Origin of the sequence: Sphingomonas sp. BK580, from assembly GCF_014194975.1 — a bacterium.
In the GTDB taxonomy this organism is placed as follows: domain Bacteria; phylum Pseudomonadota; class Alphaproteobacteria; order Sphingomonadales; family Sphingomonadaceae; genus Sphingomonas.
Genome location: NZ_JACIAY010000006.1, coordinates 127,287 through 144,144 on the forward strand (window position 1 = coordinate 127,287; position 16,858 = coordinate 144,144).

Consider the following 16,858-nt stretch of genomic DNA (forward strand, 5'->3'; position numbering starts at 1 on the left):
AGGCGATGCGGCTCGACCGCTATCTGTGGTTCACCCGGCTCGCCAAGACGCGCGACGTCGCGCAGGCGCTGGCGTGCGACGGCCGGCTGCGCATCGACGGGCGGGCGATCGACCGCGCGCATGCGCCGGTGCGCGTCGGCAACATCCTCACCTTCTTCCACGCCGGGCGCGTGCGCGTGCTGCGGGTGGAGGCGCTGCCGGGACGGCGCGGGCCCGCGCCCGAGGCGCAGGCCTGCTACCAGGAACTGGTCGCCGGCGCGGGTGAGAACGGGTCGCAACGCGGTGACGAGCGTTGACGCGGGCGTGATGCGGCGCAAAAGCGGCGCGCGAGAAGCGAGGATATCCCGATCATGACCTACGTCGTCACCGACGCGTGCATCCGCTGCAAGTACATGGACTGCGTGGAGGTCTGCCCGGTCGACTGTTTCTACGAGGGCGAGAACATGCTCGTCATCAATCCGTCCGAGTGTATCGACTGCGGCGTGTGCGAGCCGGAATGCCCGGCCGAGGCGATCCTGCCCGACACCGAGAGCGGGCTGGAGCAGTGGCTCGAGCTGAACAACACCTTCTCGGCGCAATGGCCCAACGTCACGCGCAAGCTCGATCAGACCCCGCCCGACGCCGATTCGTTCAAGGGCCAGGACGGCAAGTTCGACAAGTTCTTCTCGCCCGAGCCGGGCAAGGGCGACTGAGTCGCGGCGGACGGGGTGGCGAGCGCGGTTGCCCGTCACGGCGCGCGGGCGTACCGCTGCGCGTATGATCCGCCGGCCCGTCTCCGCGCTCCTCGCGCTGCTCCTCCCGCTCGCCGCCGCGGCCCCGGCCGCACGCGCGCTACAGGCGGCACCAGCCGCGGCCGAAGCCCGGCCACCGGTGGTGGTGCCGACCGTCGTCGCACGCTTCCCGCATGACCGCGAGGCCTTCACCGAGGGACTGATCTGGCACGGCGGCGCGCTCTACGAGAGTGTCGGGCTGGAGGGCCGCTCCGATGTCCGCCGCGTCGAGCTCGCCACCGGCAAGGCGGTGAGACGCGCGGTCATCCCGCCGGCGCAGTTCGGCGAGGGGCTGGCGGCGTGGAAGGACCAGCTCGTCAGCCTCACCTGGCACGACGGGATCGCGCATCGCTGGGCGGCGGCGACGCTGCGGCCGCTCGGCACGGCGCGCTACAGCGGCGAGGGCTGGGGGCTGACGAGCGATCGCACCGCGCTGATCCGCTCCGACGGCAGCGCGACGCTGACCTTCCACGATCCGGTCACGCTGGCGGTGAAGCGGACGCTCAAGGTGACCTACATGGGTCAGCCGGTCGACCAGCTCAACGAGCTCGAGTGGGTGGACGGCGCGATCCTCGCCAACGTCTGGCACCAGCCGATGATCGTGCGGATCGACCCGGCGAGCGGGCGAGTCACCCAGGTGATCGACCTGCGCGCGATCGTCGCCGAGGTCGGCGCGCGCGACCCCGAGGCGGTCGCCAACGGCATCGCCTGGGACGCCGCCGGGCGCCGCCTCTTCGTCACCGGCAAGCGCTGGCCCACCCTTTTCGAGATCCGGCTGCCGCGCTGAGGATCGCGCGCGTCGCCGCTGCGGGCGTGAGCGCGGCTCAGGCCAGCAGCCGCACGCCGACGATCAGCAGCACCAGCGCCAGCGCCGGGGTGACGACCCGCTCCGGCAGCCGGTCGGTCAGCTGCGCGCCCAGGATCACGCCGGGGATCGACCCGAGCAGCAGCGCGGCGAGCAGGTGCAGGTCGATGTTGCCGATCAGCGCGTGGCCGATCCCGCCGAGCAGCGCGACCGGCACGGCGTGGACGATGTCCGTCCCCACCAGCTTCTTGGCGGTGAGCCGGAAGGGATAGAGCAGCAGCAGCAGCGTCGCCCCCAGCGCGCCCGCACCGACCGAGGTGAGCGTGATCAGCGTGCCGAGCAGCGCCCCCGCCGCGACCGTCAGCGCGGGCTGGTAGCGCAGCAGCGCCTCGGTGCGCGCGCCCTCGCGCCGCGCGAAGCGGCGTGCCAGCGCGGCGCGGAAGGGCGTGAGCAGCGCCGAGATCACCAGCGTCGCGCCGAGCACGCGCACGATCAGCCCGCCGCTCTCCGCGCGCTCGTGGTGACTCCACAGCCACCACAGCGTGATCGCGACCGCGGGCAGGCTGCCCAGGCAGAGCCGGCGCACCACCGTCCAATCGGCATTGTCGCGGCGGTGATGCACTGCGCCGCCGACCAGCTTGGTGAGCGCGGCGAACCACAGGTCGGTGCCGACCGCGGTGGCGGGCGCCACCCCGAACAGCAGGATCAGCACCGGCGACATCAGCGACCCGCCGCCCACGCCCGTGAGCCCCACGGTCGCGCCGACGAAAAATCCCGCGAGCGTGCTCAGCCAGTCCACGTCGCGCGTGCCCCCATCGCATGTCCCGGCGTCATCGCGCCCGATGTGCGATGCCGAGGGGGCGCGCGGCAAGCGCAGAAAAGCTTGGGGCGGCCGTGGCGGCGGGCGCATCGGGGGTCAGGCGTGGGCCGCGCCCGCATGCAGCCGCGCCACGATCGCCGCGATCCGTTCGCCGGCGGCGCCGTCGCCATAGGGATTGCGGGCGCGGGCCATCGCGGCGTGCGCGGCGGGATCGTCGAGCAGCCGCTCCGCCGCCGCGACGATCCGCCCTGGATCGGTCCCGACCAGTCGCGCGCAGCCGGCCGCCACGCCCTCGGGCCGCTCGGTGGTGTCGCGCAGCACCAGCACGGGGAGGTCGAGCGCGGGCGCCTCCTCCTGCAGGCCGCCCGAGTCGGTGAGCAGCAGGCGGCTCATGCGCAGCAACCGCACCATCGCCGGATAGTCGAGCGGCGGCAGCACCGTCACCCGCCGCTCGCGCGCGAGCAGCCGCGCCAGAGCGCGCGTCCGCGGCGCCGGGTGCGCGAGCAGCGCGACGGCGACGTCGTCGCGCCGCGCGAGCGTGGACAGGGCTAGCGCCACCCGCGCCATCGCCGCCGGGTCCTTCTCGCGGCGATGCACCGTCACGGTGACGATGCGCCGCGGGCCCGCCGAGGCGGCGAACGGCGCCACCGCTGCCCCGAGCGACGGGATGGCGGCGACCTGCGCGGCCATCCCGAGCAGCGAGTCGATCCCGCTATTGCCGGTGACGTGGATCGCATGCAGTGGGACGTTCTCGGCGGCGAGCGCCGCCGCCGCCGTCGCGGTGGGCGCGAAGTGGCAGTCGGCCACCGCGGTGACCGCGCGGCGCCAGCCTTCCTCGGGGCGCGGTGCGGCGAGATCGCCGCTCCGCAGTCCCGCCTCGACGTGCGCGAGCGGGACGCCGCACAGGTTCGCCGCCATCGCCCCCGCCCAGGCGCTGGAGGTGTCGCCCTGCACCACCAGGCGCGCCGGCCGCTCCGCCTCGAGCAGCGCGGCCACCGAGTCGAGCATCGCGCCGAGCATCCGTCGATGCGGTTCGCCGGCGCGCATCAGGTCGAGGTCGATGTCGGGCACGAGCCCGAGCGCGGCGAGCGTGTGGTCGAGCAGCTCGCGGTGCTGCCCGGTCACGGCGACGCGCACCTTCAGCCGCGGCCGGCGTCGCAGGGCCGCGACCACCGGCCCCATCTTGATCGCCTCCGGTCGCGTGCCGAATAGAAGCAAGATAGGCGGCGCGCTGCGCATGTCTTCCCATTGTAGCGCGGGGTGGGGCATGCTGCGGCGCGGAACCTAGCGGCCGTGCCGCGCGATTCAGCGGCGAGCGAGGAGGGTAGCAGAATGCGACTGGTGATGATCGGCCTCGGCCGGATGGGCGGCAACATGGCGCGTCGCCTGATGCAGGCGGGGCATGAGATCGTCGCCTATGACCGCGACACCGACGCGGTCGCCAAGCTCGCCGACGCCGGCGCGATCGCCGCCGCCTCGCTCGACGAGGCGCGCGCGCGCTGCCAGGACGGCGGCGCCGCCGCGATCTGGTGGGTGATGCTGCCGCACGGCGCGGTGACCGACGGCGTGATCGAGCAGATCGCCGGCGGTGCGAGCCCGGGCGAGGTCGTGATCGACGGCGGCAATAGCTTCTACAAGGACGATATCCGCCGCGCCAAGGCGCTCGCCGAGAAGGACGTCCACTACGTCGACGTCGGCACGTCGGGCGGCGTCTGGGGGTTGGAGCGCGGCTATTGCATGATGATCGGTGGCCCCGACCAGGTCGTGCGCGACCTCGACCCGGTCTTCTCCGCGCTGGCGCCGGGCGCGGGCTCGATCGAGCGCACGCGCGGCCGCGCCGAGGGGATCGATGACCGCGCCGAGCGCGGCTACATCCACGCCGGGCCGGCGGGCGCGGGCCATTTCGTCAAGATGATCCACAACGGCATCGAATATGGCCTGATGCAGGCCTATGCCGAGGGCTTCGACGTGCTCAAGGGGAAGGCGTCGGAGAAGCTACCCGAGGACGAGCGCTACGACCTCAACCTCGCCGACATCGCCGAGGTGTGGCGCCGCGGCAGCGTGATCTCGTCCTGGCTGCTCGACCTCACCGCCCAGGCGCTGGCGAGCGACCCGCACCTGGACAAGTTCAGCGGCAACGTCGCCGACTCGGGCGAGGGCCAGTGGACGATCGAGGCGGCGATGGAGGAAGCCGTGCCGGTCAACGTCCTCACCACCGCCCTGTTCGCGCGCTATCGCAGCCGCGTCGAGCACACCTTCGGCGAGAAGGCGCTGTCGGCGATGCGCTTCGGCTTCGGCGGCCACGTCGAGATGCCGCAATAATGCCGGTCCGACTGCTGGTGTCCGACGTCGACGGCACGCTCGTCGACAAGGAGAAGCAGCTCACCGCGGCGACGATCGCCGCGGTGAAGCGACTGCAGGACGAGGGCGTCGGCTTCACGCTGATCAGCGCGCGGCCGATGTCGGGCATTCGCCCGCTGCTCGATCAACTCGGCTTCGACGGCGACGTCGCCGCCTTCAACGGCGGCATCGTCTTCCGTCGCGACGGCACGATCGTGCATCACGAGACGCTTCCCGCCGATGTCGCGAGGGAAGCGCTGACGATCGCGGCCGAGTTCGAGGTCGACACCTGGCTGTTCGCCGACGACCGCTGGTACGCCACCGACCCCGACGGCCCGCACACGACGAGCGAGCGGCGCAGCTCCGCGCAGGAGCCCGTGGTGGCCGAGGACCTCGGCGCGTTGCTCGACCGCGCCGACAAGCTCACCTTCGTCAGCGACGACGAGGCGATGCTCCACGCGCTCTACGCGCGCGTCCACACCGCGATCGGTGACCGCGCCACCGTGGCGCAGTCGCAGGTCTATTATCTCGACGTCACCGCCAAGGGCGCCAACAAGGGCGACGGCATCGCCGCGCTGAGCCGGGCGCTCGGCGTCGCGCTGGAGGACACCGCCGCGATCGGCGACCAGGCCAACGACCTGCCGATGCTGCGCCGCGCCGGCCTGCCGATCGCGATGGGCAACGCGCCCGAGGCGGTGAGACAGGCGGCGCAAGAGGTGACTCGCGCGAACGACCAGGATGGCGTAGCGCACGCCATCGAAACGATTGTTCTGCCGCGGAGACAGTGAATGAAGAAGCTCGTCGCCTTCGATCTCGACGGTACCCTCGCGCTCAGCAAACAGGCGCTCAAGGACGACATGGGTGAGACGCTGGCGGACCTGCTTACGGTCGCCGACGTCGCGGTGATCTCGGGCGGTGACTGGCCGCAGTTCGAGAAGCAGGTGGCGAGCCGCCTGCCCGAGCGCGCCGATCGCGACCGGCTGTGGCTGATGCCGACCACCGGCACCAAGCTGTACGTCCACCGCGATGGCGCGTGGAAGACAATCTACGCCGAGCTGTTCGACGACGCCGAGAAGCAGAAGATCATCGATGCGTTCGGCCAGTCGCTCGAGGCGACCGGCTTCGTCCCCGAGCAGACCTGGGGCGAGCGGATCGAGGACCGCGGCAGCCAGATCACCTTCTCCGCGCTCGGCCAGCAGGCCCCGCTCGAGGCCAAGGAGACCTGGGACCCGGATTTCGCCAAGCGCAAGGTGATCCAGGCCGACCTGCGCCAGCGGCTGCCGGGCCTCGCGATCAACATGGGCGGTGCCACCTCGATCGACATCACGCGCGAGGGCGTCGACAAGGGTTACGGCCTGCGCAAGCTGGCGGCGGAGAGCGGCATCCGGCTCGGCGAGATGCTCTTCATCGGCGACGCGATCTTCCCGGGCGGCAACGACTATCCCGCGCACGAGGCGGGGGTGGACTGCGTCCGCGTGCGCGACCCGCAGGAGACGATCAGCGTGGTGACCGCGATCGTCGCGTGCCAGAAGCAGGGCTGAGCGCGGCCTCCGCGGGACGCGCGCGATGATCGACGTGCCCGCGCTGTACGCGCGCGCCATCCAGTGGATCGGCGACGGCACCGGCACCACCGACACGGTGCTGCACATCCATGCCGGCATGGCGGTGCTGATCCTGGCGCGACTGGTGACGCGGCGCTCGCTCGGCACCTTCGTGCCGCTGTCGGTGGTGGCGCTGGCCGAGCTCGGCAACGAGGTGCTCGACCGGCTCCACTATCACTCGTGGCGCTGGTGGGACACGATCCCCGACGCGATCAACACCTTGTTCTGGCCGACCGTGATCTGCGCGGCGGTACGCTGGCGCCCGATGCACCGCCGGGACCAGCGGCGGTGAGCCAGCCTCTGTCTCATCTCAGCCGGTCCGTGCTCCCCGGTCGCGCGAAGACCAGAGCAGTGGGCTACAGAGCGGCCTTCTCCAGCTGAGCTGAACCAGCCTGCAGCGCATGTGCCGACGGGGGATGCCGTACCCGGCCCGGCGCGACGGTGAGCGACAGCCGGCGATGCGGGAGCGACCTACCTACCCGATCACCGCCCGCGCCCGCCCCGCGAGATGCTTCACCGAGGCGGCGTGGATGCCCGGCGCGGTCACCAGCACGCCATAGGCGCGCGGGTCGGGCTTGTTGAACAGGATCGGCGCGCCGAGCGCGTCGCTCACCGTCGCGCCGGCCTCGCCCGCCACCAGCACGGCCGCGGCGATGTCCCACTCGTTGCCCCAGCGCAGCGTCGCGACGAGATCGGCGCGGTCGCTCGCCACCATCGCGATGCGCAGCGCGATCGAGTTGGGCTTCTCCACCGCGACCAGCGTGCGATCGGTCTTGGGCAGCGCGTCCACCGGCACGCGCGCACCCTCGAAGTCGCGCCGGTCGCCCGCCGCGAGCTCGAAGCGCCTGCCGTCCTCGCGCGCCACGGTGGCGCCGGCGCCGGCGCGCGCGAACCAGACCTCGCCGCGCGCGGGCGCATCGAGCACGCCGATCACCGGGCGGCCGTGCTCGATCAGCGCGACCGAGACGCACCAGCCGGCGCGCCCGCGGATATAATCGCGCGTGCCGTCGATCGGGTCGACCACCCAGACCCGCTCGCGCGCGAGCCGGTCGGGGCGGTCGGCGGTCTCCTCGGAGAGCCAGCCGGCGTCGGGCAGCAGCGCGCCCAGCCGCGCGTGGAGCATGCGGTCGACGTCGATGTCGACCTCGCACACCGGGCTGCCGGGCGCTTTCTCCCACCGCGCGAAATCGGTGCGCCAGCGCGCGAACGCCATCTGCCCCGCCTCGCGCGCGATCGCCGCCACCGCGTCGGCCAGCGCGGCGTCAGCCACCCGCCACCGTCATGCCCTCGATCCGCAGCGTCGGCACGTTGACGCCGTGGCGGAAGGTGAGGTCGTTCGCCGGCGTGAGCGCGCGGAACATGTCCTTCAGGTTGCCCGCGATGGTGAACTCGATCACGGGCCGGCCGAGCGCGCCGCGCTCGATCAGGAAGCCGGCGGCGCCTCGGCTATAGTCGCCGGTGACGGGGTTGACGCCCTGGCCGATCAGCTCGGTGACGTAGATCCCCTCGACGATGTCCTCGATCAGCGTCTCCACCGGCACGTGGCCCGCCTCCATGTAGAGGTTGCTCGTGGTCACCCCCGGCGCGCCGGCGATGCCGCGCGAGGCGTGACCGGTGGGCTCGAGCCCGAGCTGACGCGCCGAGGCGCTGTCGAGCAGCCAGGTCTCGAGCATGCCGTCGCTGACGATCGCCACGGGCGAGACCGGCAGCCCCTCGCCGTCGAACGGGCGCGAGCGCAGCCCGTGCGGGCGGTGCGGGTCGTCGATCACGTTGATGCCCGCGGGCAGGATCGCGCTGCCGAGCGAGTCGAGCAGGAAGCTGGTGCGCCGGGTCACCGCGCCGCCGGAGATGGCGCCGCTGAGATGGCCGAGCAGGCTCGCGCCGACGCGCGGATCGAACACCACCGGCATCGCGCCGCTCGGCGCGCGCCCGGCGCCGACCCGCGCCGCGGCGCGCTCGCCCGCCAGCGCGCCGATCGCCTCGGGCGAATCGAGGTGCGCACGGTGGCGGGTGGCGTGGAAGGCGTGGTCGCGCTGCATCGCGCCGCCCGTCCCCGCGATCACGCTGGCGGAGAGCGTGTGGCTGGTCGCCTCATAGGCGCCGGCGAACCCGTGACTGGTGGCGAGCGCCCAGACGCTTCGCCCCCAGGCCGCGCCGGCACCCTCGCTGTTGGTGACGCCCTCGACCGCGCGCGCCGCAGCCTCCGCGCGCGCGGCGGCGTCACGCAGCGCGGCGGGATCGGGTTCGTCGCGGTCGGCGAGGTCGAGCAGCGGCGCGGCACCCCGCATCAGTCGCGACTCGGGCGCGAGCCCGGCCCAGCGATCCTCCGGCGCCTCGCGCGCCATCGCCACCGCGCGCTCGACCGTTACCGCGACCGACTCGGCCGAGAGATCGGAGGTGGAGACGCTCGCCGAGCGCTGCCCGACGAAGACGCGCAGCCCGAGGTCGGCGCCCTCCGAGCGGCCGACATCCTCGAGCGCACCGAGTCGCACCGACACCTCGCTCGAGGCATTGGCGGCGAACACCGCGTCGGCGGCGTCGGCGCCCGCCGCACGGGCGCGGCGAACGATGTCGGTGGCGCGCTCCTGCGCCTCGTCGGGGGTAAGCATGCGCGTGGTGTAGGCCTGCGGTCCAGTCGGTGGCTAGTCCACCGCCAACGCCTTGTACCGCGGAATGGATGCGGGGCCGGCCGCCGCCGCGCGCCGGCGCGGGCGGTGGCGCGCTTCGTCACGGCATCTGTCCCGCCTCGGGTCACCGCGCTGTTTACCATCTATTAACGTTTCGTTCAGGCGCCGGAACGTTCTCCTGCCCGTGCGCATTCGCGCTATCTGTCCATTTTGGTACGAGAGGTAAGTAGATGCGTTCGAACCTTCCCCGCTTCACGGCCCTGACGCTGATCGCGGTCGGCGCCGTCGGGCTCGGCGGCTGCGCCTCCAAGGGCTTCGTCCGTGACCAGATCGCCACGGTGAACCAGCGTATCGACGGCCTCGACGGTCGCCTGCGCACGGTCGAGGGGACCTCGGGCCAGGCGCTGACCCAGGCGCAGGCCGCCGCTGCCCAGGCGCAGCAGAACAGCCAGCGGATCGATCAGCTCGGCACCCGCGTCGACGCGTCGGAGCAGCAGATGCAGCAGCTCCAGCAGCAGCGCGCGCGTCGCCCGCGCGGCTGAGCCACCACGACACGATGCGCGCGCGTCGCGGGGCGGCACGGCCGACCATCATCGATATGGCCGGCCGTCCGTCCCGCGGCGCGGGTCGCCTGATCATCGCGACGCTGGCAGCGCTGGCGCTGTCGGGGTCGGCGGTGGCCGCGCCGCAGGCGTCGCCCGCGCGCAGACCGGCTACCGCCAAGGCCCTGCCGTCAAAGGCGGCGAAGAAGCCGGCCCGCAAAGCCTCGAAGGCGGCCAAGCCCGTCGCGATCCCGGCCGAGTCCGCGCCGGCGATGCCGCGATCGGAGAACGCCGAGCGAATGATCGCCTGGGTCGCCGCGTCGCGTGACAACGGCAAGCTGCCCTATGCGGTGATCGATAAGCCCGCCGCGACGCTGTATCTCTTCGCCGCCAACGGCGACTTCCTCGGCGAGACGCCGGTGCTGCTCGGCGTCGGCCTCGGCGACGATTCCACGCCCGGGGTCGGCGCCAAGAACCTCGACGATATCGGCCCGGCCGAGCGCACCACCCCCGCAGGCCGCTTCGTCACCAAGTTCGGCCGTGCCTTCGGGCGCCAGCGCGTGCTGTGGGTCGATTACGCCAACGCGGTGGCGATGCACGTCGTCACCAGCCTCCACAAGAACGAGCATCGCGTCGAGCGCCTGCTGTCGCCCTCGCCCGAGGACAATCGCATCTCGTTCGGCTGCATCAACGTCGGCGCGCGCTTCTATAACGGCAAGCTGCGCCCGCAGTTCGAGAAGCGCGGCGGCATCGTCTACATCACGCCGGACGTGAAACCGCTCGATGAGGTCTTCCCGCGCGTGCGGCTGCTGCCTTACCTCGCCGCGGCCGACGCGGCGACCGGGTCGGGCGCGGCGCGGTGAGCGCGCTGCTGCTCGCGGCGCTGTTGGCGGCGGCGGACCGCCCCGTGGTGGTGAGCTCGCTGACGACGCCCCAGCTGGTCGAGCTGTGCCGCGGCAAGGACGACGACCCCACCGCCGACTTCTGCACCGGCTATATGCTCGCCGCTTTCGACGCGCTGTCGAGCGCGCGACAGATCTGCCCCGCGCCGGACCGCAGCTCCAACGTCGCGGTCACCGCGGCGGCACGGAAGTATCTGCGGAAGCAGGGCAAGAAGTCGAGCGCGGCGCCGGCCTTCGTCGTGCGCCAGGGCCTCAAGGAAGCCTTTCCGTGCAAGGCCGCGCCGACGCCCAAACCCAAGCCGAAGGCCAAGGCGACCCGCAAGCGACGGTGACAGCGCCGGCCGGGCGAGTCCGGCTCAGCGTCGCTCGTCAGGGGCAGGTGTATCGACGCGACGGTCGGCGGGCACGTCGCGGTTGCGCAACCGCTCGCCCGCGTCGCTGAGCGCGTCTCCGGCGCGGTCGCGCGCGCGGTCGGCATGGCGGCGCACGTCGTCCTCGAGCCGGCGCGAGGCGTCGTCGATCCGGTCGGCGGCGCGGTCGAGTGAGCGCGCGGCGACGCTGTCCACCTGGTTGGCCATCGTGTCGGTCAACGAATCGACGCCGGCGGCGACATTGTCCGCGGCCGCGCCGATCTCGCCCGCGATGGCGTTGCCGGTACGGTCGGCATGTTCCTCGACGCGGTCGCCGCACGCGGCCAGGGCCAGGGCAGCCAAGGGGGCGATCAGGGCAAGTCTCGTCATCGGGCGGGGTCTCCTCTCACCTGGATCAATGACTCGCGCGCGCGTTGGTTTCGGGTGCCCCTCCACCGGCGTCCCGCTCGTGCTCCTGCGCACGCAGGAGCCCAGCGTCACTGACGATGACGCTCGTCGCACTGGGCTCCGGCGTGCGCCGGAGCACGGCTCAGCTCGACCAGCGGGGCGATGAGCGCGGCCGCGTCCACAGCCGCGGGTCGCGCGGCGTGTCGGCGATCCGCTGCCGCCGCGCCGCCTGCCACGCCGCGCGCGCGATCCAGGCGAGCTTCTCGCGCTTGCTCGTGGTGACGCGATGGTCCCACGCATGCGCGCCGCGCGCCGCGACCCGGCGCGCGATGTCGCCGTAGATCCCCGCCGCCGCCAGCACCGCCCAGGCCGAGCGGTAGGACAGCGCCTTGGTGCCCACCCTCGCGCTCGCCTCGTGCAGCTCGGCGCGCGCCGCCAGCCGCCGCGCGAGCACCACCAGCCGGTCGCGGAACGGCGGCTTCATGTGCTGGCCGGGCGGAACGTCCATCTCGGCGAGCCACTCGTCGGGCAGGTAGCAGCGCGCCACCCGATCGTCTTCCTCGATGTCGCGCGCGATGTTGGCGAGCTGGAAGGCGAGCCCGAGGTCGCAGGCGCGGTCGAGCGTCGCCTCGTCCTCGGGCGGTACCCCCATCACCACCGCCATCATACAGCCGACCGAACCGGCGACATGGTAGCAGTAGCGGTACAGGTCCGGCTCGGAGCGCGGGTGCCAGTCGTCGGCATCGAGCTGGAAGCCGTCGATCAGGTCGGTGACGAAGCGGTGCGGCAGCCGAGTCTCGCGCGCGACCACGCCGAGCGCGTCGAACGCGGGGTCGCCGGTCGGCTCGCCCGCGAGTGCGGCGGCGCTGAGCCGGCGCACCTCCGCGACCCGCGCGGGCGCGTCGGCGACGACGCGGCGATCATGGCCGTGATCCTGCCCGTCGACGAGATCGTCGCAGCGGCGGCACCAGGCGTAGAGCAGCCAGGCGCGCTCGCGCACGTCCGGCGCGAACAGCTGCGAGGCGGCGGCGAAGCTCTTCGAGCCGCGCGCGATCGAGTCGCGCGCCGTCGCCACCAGCGCGGCGCGCGAGTCGGTCACGTGCCCCCCCTCACCGAAATGCGCTCACAGGTCGCTGGCGGCCATGCGGACGATCGGCTGCGTCGGCGCGTGCGCCGCCATCGCGTCGAGCAGCTGCTCCAGCGTCTCGCCGACGATCAGCAGGTCGCGGTGCTGCGCGCGCAGGAAGCCGACCTCGCCCATCTTCGCCCAGAAGGCGACGAGCTCGTCGTAATAGCCGCGCGCGTTGAGCAGCCCGACCGGGTCGGCGTGATAGCCGAGCTGCGCCCAGCTCAGCGCCTCCCATAGCTCATCCATCGTGCCGGTGCCGCCCGGCAGCGTGACGAAGCCGTCGGCGAGGTCGGTGAAGAGCTGCTTGCGCTGGTGCATGCCGGGCACGACGTGGAGCTCGGTGAGCCCGCGATGCGCCACCTCGGCGTCGACCAGCGCCTGCGGGATCACGCCGATCACCTCGCCGCCCGCGGCCAGCGCCGAGTCGGCGATCGCGCCCATCAGCCCGAGCCGCCCGCCGCCGTAGACCACCCCGATGCCGCGCTCGGCGAGGGTATGGCCGACCTCGCGCGCGAGCTCGAGGTAGAAGGGATCGGCGGGGGTGGCGGAGCCGCAGTAGATGGCGAGGCGCTTCATGGCCGCGAGCGCTAGGGGAAGCGCGTGCCGGGGGCAATGGCGCGCGCGGCTGCTCCGCGCTCAGCGGTGCGATGCCGTCGCGGCGGGCGGGGGCGGGCAGCCGTCACCCGCGCGCGCGACGTAGCGCGGCGGACGACCGTCGTCGACGACGGGCACCAGCGTGACACTGTCCCAGCGCGCGGCGATGCCGCCTGACTCGTAGCGGACGATCCACTCGTTTCCCCGACGCTCGGCGCGGACGAAGCGATGGCGCGGCACGCCGGGGTGGCGGACGTCGATCGCGTCGTGGCGCTGCCCCGCGTCGGCGATGCCGCCGGGGGTGAGATAGCGCGACAGCTCGAGCCGCGCCGCCGCGGGCAGCGCGCGCAACGTCTCGACCGCGGGACCGCGGGCGCCGCAGCGGGGCGATGCGGGCATCGTCGCCAGCAGTGCGGCGATGAGCAGCGTGGCGGGCATCTCGATCTCCCTCGACGCGCAGCGAAGCAGATGCGGCGGCGCTCGTCACCGTGACGTCGCCAGATCGGGGCAGTCGATCTATGCTCACCCGCGGGAGAGACGCGCCATGAGAGACTGGGACGACGTCGTCGCGACCGGGCTGACGCTGCCCGGGGTGGTGCTCGGCACCAGCTACGGCAAGCCGGCCTTGCTGCTGCGCGGCAAGATGCTCGCCGCCACCACCGCGCCGGATCGCGCCAGTTTCGTCCTTCACGTCGCGTCGGTCGAGAAGGAGGTGCTGATCGAGACCGATCCCGCCACCTTCTGGGAGACCGACCATTACCGCGGCTGGCCGGCGGTGCTGGTACGCTACGGCGCCGACGCCGACGCGCGGGTCGCGCTGCTGCTCGAGCGCGCCTGGTGGGACCGCGCGTCGGTCACGCAACGCCGCGCGCGGGGCGAGCGGCCGTGAGGCAGGGCAGCCTGACGGGAGAGGGGCTCACCCCGGCGGCAGGCGCCAGTGCATGGGAAAGCTCGTTGGCGCGGGCACAGCGTTGCCGCTCGCGTCGCGCGCCGGGCGATAGCGCAGGGTGCGCGCGAAGGTGCAACTCGCCTGGTCAAGCGAGTCGGCGCCGCTGCTCTGCGACACGGCGCAAGAGGTGACCCGGCCCTTCGCGCTTACGTGCAGCGACAAGACCGTCGTGCCCTCCTGGCGACGTCGCAGCGCCTCGGCAGGGTAGGGGAACACGCCGAGCGGTCGTCCAGGGCGGCTGTCGATCTCCGGCGGCGTGGCGATCGAAGCTGGCTGCGCCTGCATCGCCGCGAGCAACGTCACGAAGGCGGCGATCATCGCCGTCGGCTACCGCGCCAGCATCAGCGCCGCGGTGGCCTTGGCGCTGCCGACCACCCCCGGGATGCCCGCGCCCGGATGCGTACCCGCGCCGACGAAATACAGGTTCGGGATCGCGTCGTCGCGGTTGTGGACGCGGAAATAGGCGCTCTGCGTCAGCACCGGCTCGAGCGAGAAGGCGCTGCCGAGGTGCGCGTTGAGGTCGGCCGCGAAGTCGGTCGGCGCGTAGCTGAATTTCGTGACGATCCGGTCATCGATGTCGGGGATCAGCCGGCGCCCGACCTCGTCGAGGATGCGCTTCTCCAGGATCGGGCGCACCGTCTCCCAGTTGCCGGTGTACTTGCCCATGTGCGGCACCGGGGCGAGCGCGTAGAAGGTCGAGCAGCCCTCGGGCGCGAGGCTCGGGTCAGTGACGGTGGGGTGGTGGAGGTAGAGCGAGAAGTCCTCGCTCAGCACGCCGTGATCGTAGATGTCGTCGAGCAGCCCCTTATAGCGCGGGCCGAAAAGGATCATGTGGTGCGGGATGCCGGGCCAGCTGCCCTTGATGCCGAAGTGCACCACGAACAGCGAGGGCGAGTAGCGCTTGCGCTCGAGCCGCGCCGCGGTCCGCTTCGCCGCCCCCGAGCCGGGCAGCAGATCCTTGTAGACGTGGAGGATGTCCGCGTTGGCGGCGAGCATGTCGGTCGGCATGCTCCAGCCGCTGGCGGTCTCCACCGCGGTGACGCGGTCGCCCAGCGTCTCGATCCGCGTCACCGCGTCGTTCAGCCGCAGCGTGCCGCCCAGCCGCTCGAACAGAGTCACCATGCCCGCGATCAGCCGGTTGGTGCCGCCGCGCGCGAACCACACGCCCCCGTCGCGCTCCAGCTTGTGGATCAGCGCGTAGATCGCGCTGGTCGTCATCGGGTTGCCGCCCACCAGCAAAGTGTGGAACGACAGCGCCTGGCGCAGCCGCTCGTCGCTCACGAACTTGGACACGATCGAGTAGACCGAGCGCCACGCCTGGTATTTGGCCAGCGCCGGCGCCGCCTTGATCATCGACGCGAAGTCGAGGAAGGCGACATGGCCGAGCTTCTCATAGCCTTCGCGGTAGACGCCGGCGGAATAGTCGAGGAAGCGCGCGTAGCCCGCGACGTCGGCGGGGTTGAGCTTGGCGATCTCGGCCCGCAGCACCTGGTCGTCGTTGGTATAGTCGAAGTTGGTGCCGTCGGGCCAGTTGAGCCGATAGAAGGGCTGCACCGCCTCCAGCGCGACGTCGCTCGCCATGGTCTGGCCGGAGAGCGCCCACAATTCCTCGAGACAGGCCGGATCGGTGATCACGGTCGGCCCGGCGTCGAAGGTGAAGCCGTCGCGCTGCCACACGTACGCGCGCCCACCGGGCTTGTCGCGTGACTCGAGCACGATCGTCTCGACCCCGGCGGACTGCAGCCGGATCGCCAGCGCCAGCCCACCGAAGCCGGCGCCGACCACCACCGCGCGCGTCATGCCGTACCCCGCAGCGCGGCGATGGCGCGGCCGAGCGGCACGGGAGGCCGCCCGCTCAGCACGCGCGCCTTGTCGAGCGCGGTCGAGCGCGCGGCGTAGAAGCGCGCCACCAGCGGCGCGGGCAGGCGGTAGAAGCGTTCCAGCACGCGGTAGCGCTGGTCGGGGTCGGCGGCCTTGAAGAGCATGAGGTCGAGCATCCGGTAGAAGCGCCGCGCCGCCCACAGCCGCGCCGCATAGACATAGGTGAGATCGTGCAGCGCCGCACCCGAGAAGTCGTGCTGCGCCGCGATCAGCTGCGCCAGCCGCACCGCGTCGGGCAGCGAGTAGCCCGTGGTGGGATGGAACAGCCCCGCCCGAACGCCCGCCTTGGCCAGCTTGCTCCCGCCGCTGCGCCAATAGGCCTCGAAATCGCCGCCATAGACCACCGGCAGCACGCCCTGCTCGCGATGGATCGTCGCGGTGACGCTCCACCCCTTGTCGGCGGCGTAGCGCTCGACCCGCGCCGCCACCGCGGCGACGTCGAGCGCGGGCGAGTCGCTGTAATAGGTGTCCTCGACGAGCAGTCGGTCGGCGGCGAAGGGCAGCAGGTAGACGAAGCGATAGCCGTCGCGCTGCGCCACGGTCGAGTCCATCACCACCGGCCGGACGACGCCGTGCGCCCCGGCGACGCGCAGCTCGTGGCCGACGAACTTCTGCCAGCCGCAGTCGAGCGCGGTGAGATCGCCCGCGCCGCGCGCGTCGATCACGCCGGCGGCGGTCAGCCGGTCGCCGTTGGCGAAGACCACCGCGGTGGGGCTGCACGCCAGCACGCGCCGCCCGGTCATCAGCGCACGCCGCGGCAAGGTGGCGCGGACGTGCGAGTCGAGCCCGGTCGAGCGGACCGAGTAATAGGCCTGGGCGAGATGGCGCGCGTGCGCCGGGAAGCGGACGTCGTAGCTCGGCCACGCATGCGCCACCAGCGGGGCGATCAGGTGGCGGTCGGCGCGCGCGACGTCGCCGGCGAAGAAGGACCAGAGATGGTTGCCGCCGATCATCTCGCCCGCCTCGATCAGTCGCACGTCGAGCAAGGGATGGCGCGCGTGAACCGCGAGCGCGATCAGCGCGCCGGCGAGACCGCCGCCGACGATCGCCAGGTCGCATCTGTGGGTCGCGGGCATGGTCCGGCGCTAACCTATCGCAGCCGCGCGGGGAAGCCCGGCGCGACAGCGGAAGGAGCGGACC

22 protein-coding genes are annotated in these 16,858 nt (G+C 72.5%); 11 read left to right on the forward strand and 11 right to left on the reverse strand.

The window, feature by feature from the left end; all coding sequences use genetic code 11:
* Positions 1 to 5 precede the first annotated feature (5 nt).
* The 3 genes from FHY05_RS12510 (at position 6) to FHY05_RS12520 (ending at position 1,557) form a co-directional block, all read left to right on the forward strand.
* Positions 6 to 296: an RNA-binding S4 domain-containing protein gene (locus tag FHY05_RS12510; RefSeq protein ID WP_183944927.1), complete on the forward strand. Its 291-nt coding sequence runs from the start codon at positions 6 to 8 to the stop codon at positions 294 to 296.
* Positions 297 to 350: 54 nt separating this feature from the next.
* Entirely contained in the window at positions 351 to 692 is a 342-nt protein-coding gene (gene fdxA / locus FHY05_RS12515) for a ferredoxin FdxA (RefSeq protein ID WP_183922656.1), read from the forward strand.
* Between the two features lie 64 nt (positions 693 to 756).
* On the forward strand, positions 757 to 1,557 hold the full coding sequence (locus FHY05_RS12520) for a glutaminyl-peptide cyclotransferase (RefSeq protein WP_183944723.1): 801 nt from the start codon (positions 757 to 759) through the stop codon (positions 1,555 to 1,557).
* Between the two features lie 37 nt (positions 1,558 to 1,594).
* Here the strand turns inward: FHY05_RS12520 and FHY05_RS12525 are convergent, their stop codons facing one another.
* Complete coding sequence (locus FHY05_RS12525; RefSeq protein WP_311732470.1) at positions 1,595 to 2,374, reverse strand: sulfite exporter TauE/SafE family protein; 780 nt, start codon at positions 2,372 to 2,374, stop codon at positions 1,595 to 1,597.
* Positions 2,375 to 2,491: 117 nt separating this feature from the next.
* Complete coding sequence (gene wecB / locus FHY05_RS12530; protein WP_183944725.1) at positions 2,492 to 3,634, reverse strand: non-hydrolyzing UDP-N-acetylglucosamine 2-epimerase; 1,143 nt, start codon at positions 3,632 to 3,634, stop codon at positions 2,492 to 2,494.
* A 93-nt stretch (positions 3,635 to 3,727) separates the two neighbouring features.
* On the opposite strand from wecB, the gene gnd reads away from it, so the two are divergent.
* Genes gnd through FHY05_RS12550 form a run of 4 tightly spaced genes read left to right on the forward strand, consistent with a single transcriptional unit; the run spans position 3,728 to position 6,628 of the window.
* Entirely contained in the window at positions 3,728 to 4,717 is a 990-nt protein-coding gene (gnd, locus tag FHY05_RS12535) for a phosphogluconate dehydrogenase (NAD(+)-dependent, decarboxylating) (RefSeq protein ID WP_183944726.1), read from the forward strand.
* The gene (locus tag FHY05_RS12540; RefSeq protein ID WP_183944727.1) at positions 4,717 to 5,523 is read left to right on the forward strand and encodes a Cof-type HAD-IIB family hydrolase; all 807 of its coding nucleotides are present in this window, start codon (positions 4,717 to 4,719) and stop codon (positions 5,521 to 5,523) included. The genes gnd and FHY05_RS12540 overlap by 1 nt, the downstream gene beginning before the upstream one ends.
* Entirely contained in the window at positions 5,524 to 6,276 is a 753-nt protein-coding gene (locus tag FHY05_RS12545) for an HAD-IIB family hydrolase (RefSeq protein ID WP_183944728.1), read from the forward strand.
* Positions 6,277 to 6,301: 25 nt separating this feature from the next.
* Positions 6,302 to 6,628, forward strand: coding sequence for a hypothetical protein (locus FHY05_RS12550; protein WP_183944729.1), 327 nt, complete (start codon positions 6,302 to 6,304; stop codon positions 6,626 to 6,628).
* Positions 6,629 to 6,811: 183 nt separating this feature from the next.
* Here FHY05_RS12550 and FHY05_RS12555 read toward each other — a convergent pair whose 3' ends face one another.
* The gene (locus tag FHY05_RS12555) at positions 6,812 to 7,606 is read right to left on the reverse strand and encodes a 3'(2'),5'-bisphosphate nucleotidase CysQ (protein ID WP_183944730.1); all 795 of its coding nucleotides are present in this window, start codon (positions 7,604 to 7,606) and stop codon (positions 6,812 to 6,814) included.
* Entirely contained in the window at positions 7,599 to 8,945 is a 1,347-nt protein-coding gene (locus FHY05_RS12560; RefSeq protein ID WP_183944731.1) for a TldD/PmbA family protein, read from the reverse strand. Before FHY05_RS12560 ends, FHY05_RS12555 begins: the two co-directional genes overlap by 8 nt.
* Before the next feature lie 248 nt (positions 8,946 to 9,193).
* Here FHY05_RS12560 and FHY05_RS12565 point away from each other — a divergent pair, with 248 nt between their 5' ends.
* Genes FHY05_RS12565 through FHY05_RS12575 form a run of 3 tightly spaced genes read left to right on the forward strand, consistent with a single transcriptional unit; the run spans position 9,194 to position 10,739 of the window.
* Entirely contained in the window at positions 9,194 to 9,505 is a 312-nt protein-coding gene (locus FHY05_RS12565) for a hypothetical protein (protein WP_183944732.1), read from the forward strand.
* Positions 9,506 to 9,519: 14 nt separating this feature from the next.
* Entirely contained in the window at positions 9,520 to 10,368 is an 849-nt protein-coding gene (locus tag FHY05_RS12570; protein WP_260181530.1) for a hypothetical protein, read from the forward strand.
* Entirely contained in the window at positions 10,365 to 10,739 is a 375-nt protein-coding gene (locus FHY05_RS12575; protein ID WP_183944733.1) for a Rap1a/Tai family immunity protein, read from the forward strand. The genes FHY05_RS12570 and FHY05_RS12575 overlap by 4 nt, the downstream gene beginning before the upstream one ends.
* Before the next feature lie 24 nt (positions 10,740 to 10,763).
* On the opposite strand, the gene FHY05_RS12580 is transcribed toward FHY05_RS12575, so the two are convergent.
* The 4 genes from FHY05_RS12580 to FHY05_RS12595 all read right to left on the reverse strand — a co-directional run bounded on the left by FHY05_RS12580 (position 10,764) and on the right by FHY05_RS12595 (position 13,326).
* Positions 10,764 to 11,147: a hypothetical protein gene (locus FHY05_RS12580; RefSeq protein WP_183944734.1), complete on the reverse strand. Its 384-nt coding sequence runs from the start codon at positions 11,145 to 11,147 to the stop codon at positions 10,764 to 10,766.
* Between the two features lie 160 nt (positions 11,148 to 11,307).
* Positions 11,308 to 12,264, reverse strand: coding sequence for a phytoene/squalene synthase family protein (locus FHY05_RS12585; protein WP_183944735.1), 957 nt, complete (start codon positions 12,262 to 12,264; stop codon positions 11,308 to 11,310).
* Between the two features lie 24 nt (positions 12,265 to 12,288).
* Positions 12,289 to 12,870 carry a TIGR00730 family Rossman fold protein gene (locus FHY05_RS12590; RefSeq protein ID WP_183944736.1) on the reverse strand — a complete coding sequence of 194 codons (582 nt, stop codon included), beginning with the start codon at positions 12,868 to 12,870 and terminating at the stop codon, positions 12,289 to 12,291.
* 60 nt (positions 12,871 to 12,930) lie between these two features.
* Entirely contained in the window at positions 12,931 to 13,326 is a 396-nt protein-coding gene (locus FHY05_RS12595; protein ID WP_183944737.1) for a hypothetical protein, read from the reverse strand.
* A 106-nt stretch (positions 13,327 to 13,432) separates the two neighbouring features.
* Here FHY05_RS12595 and FHY05_RS12600 point away from each other — a divergent pair, with 106 nt between their 5' ends.
* A complete protein-coding gene (locus tag FHY05_RS12600) occupies positions 13,433 to 13,777 on the forward strand; it encodes a hypothetical protein (protein WP_183944738.1) in 345 nt (114 codons plus the stop codon).
* Between the two features lie 27 nt (positions 13,778 to 13,804).
* Here the strand turns inward: FHY05_RS12600 and FHY05_RS12605 are convergent, their stop codons facing one another.
* From FHY05_RS12605 to crtY, 3 genes are read right to left on the reverse strand one after another with little or no spacing between them, the layout of a single operon-like run.
* The gene (locus tag FHY05_RS12605) at positions 13,805 to 14,155 is read right to left on the reverse strand and encodes an energy transducer TonB (protein ID WP_183944739.1); all 351 of its coding nucleotides are present in this window, start codon (positions 14,153 to 14,155) and stop codon (positions 13,805 to 13,807) included.
* 9 nt (positions 14,156 to 14,164) lie between these two features.
* Positions 14,165 to 15,637 carry a phytoene desaturase gene (locus tag FHY05_RS12610; RefSeq protein ID WP_183944740.1) on the reverse strand — a complete coding sequence of 491 codons (1,473 nt, stop codon included), beginning with the start codon at positions 15,635 to 15,637 and terminating at the stop codon, positions 14,165 to 14,167.
* Positions 15,634 to 16,794 carry a lycopene beta-cyclase CrtY gene (crtY, locus tag FHY05_RS12615; RefSeq protein WP_183944741.1) on the reverse strand — a complete coding sequence of 387 codons (1,161 nt, stop codon included), beginning with the start codon at positions 16,792 to 16,794 and terminating at the stop codon, positions 15,634 to 15,636. The genes FHY05_RS12610 and crtY overlap by 4 nt, the downstream gene beginning before the upstream one ends.
* Positions 16,795 to 16,858: the final 64 nt, after the last annotated feature.

What these genes read in the sequence shown, in the direction of transcription:
- FHY05_RS12520 (WP_183944723.1), top strand. Translation starts at nt 757, where the DNA reads ATGATCCGCCGGCCCGTCTCCGCGCTCCTCGCGCTGCTCCTCCCGCTC.
- FHY05_RS12605 (WP_183944739.1), bottom strand. Translation starts at nt 14,155, where the DNA reads ATGATCGCCGCCTTCGTGACGTTGCTCGCGGCGATGCAGGCGCAGCCA.
- FHY05_RS12600 (WP_183944738.1), top strand. Translation starts at nt 13,433, where the DNA reads ATGAGAGACTGGGACGACGTCGTCGCGACCGGGCTGACGCTGCCCGGG.
- gnd (WP_183944726.1), top strand. Translation starts at nt 3,728, where the DNA reads ATGCGACTGGTGATGATCGGCCTCGGCCGGATGGGCGGCAACATGGCG.
- FHY05_RS12545 (WP_183944728.1), top strand. Translation starts at nt 5,524, where the DNA reads ATGAAGAAGCTCGTCGCCTTCGATCTCGACGGTACCCTCGCGCTCAGC.
- FHY05_RS12570 (WP_260181530.1), top strand. Translation starts at nt 9,520, where the DNA reads ATGCGCGCGCGTCGCGGGGCGGCACGGCCGACCATCATCGATATGGCC.
- FHY05_RS12560 (WP_183944731.1), bottom strand. Translation starts at nt 8,945, where the DNA reads ATGCTTACCCCCGACGAGGCGCAGGAGCGCGCCACCGACATCGTTCGC.
- FHY05_RS12580 (WP_183944734.1), bottom strand. Translation starts at nt 11,147, where the DNA reads ATGACGAGACTTGCCCTGATCGCCCCCTTGGCTGCCCTGGCCCTGGCC.
- FHY05_RS12565 (WP_183944732.1), top strand. Translation starts at nt 9,194, where the DNA reads ATGCGTTCGAACCTTCCCCGCTTCACGGCCCTGACGCTGATCGCGGTC.
- fdxA (WP_183922656.1), top strand. Translation starts at nt 351, where the DNA reads ATGACCTACGTCGTCACCGACGCGTGCATCCGCTGCAAGTACATGGAC.
- FHY05_RS12610 (WP_183944740.1), bottom strand. Translation starts at nt 15,637, where the DNA reads ATGACGCGCGCGGTGGTGGTCGGCGCCGGCTTCGGTGGGCTGGCGCTG.
- FHY05_RS12590 (WP_183944736.1), bottom strand. Translation starts at nt 12,870, where the DNA reads ATGAAGCGCCTCGCCATCTACTGCGGCTCCGCCACCCCCGCCGATCCC.
- FHY05_RS12595 (WP_183944737.1), bottom strand. Translation starts at nt 13,326, where the DNA reads ATGCCCGCCACGCTGCTCATCGCCGCACTGCTGGCGACGATGCCCGCA.
- FHY05_RS12510 (WP_183944927.1), top strand. Translation starts at nt 6, where the DNA reads ATGCGGCTCGACCGCTATCTGTGGTTCACCCGGCTCGCCAAGACGCGC.
- wecB (WP_183944725.1), bottom strand. Translation starts at nt 3,634, where the DNA reads ATGCGCAGCGCGCCGCCTATCTTGCTTCTATTCGGCACGCGACCGGAG.
- crtY (WP_183944741.1), bottom strand. Translation starts at nt 16,794, where the DNA reads ATGCCCGCGACCCACAGATGCGACCTGGCGATCGTCGGCGGCGGTCTC.
- FHY05_RS12550 (WP_183944729.1), top strand. Translation starts at nt 6,302, where the DNA reads ATGATCGACGTGCCCGCGCTGTACGCGCGCGCCATCCAGTGGATCGGC.
- FHY05_RS12540 (WP_183944727.1), top strand. Translation starts at nt 4,717, where the DNA reads ATGCCGGTCCGACTGCTGGTGTCCGACGTCGACGGCACGCTCGTCGAC.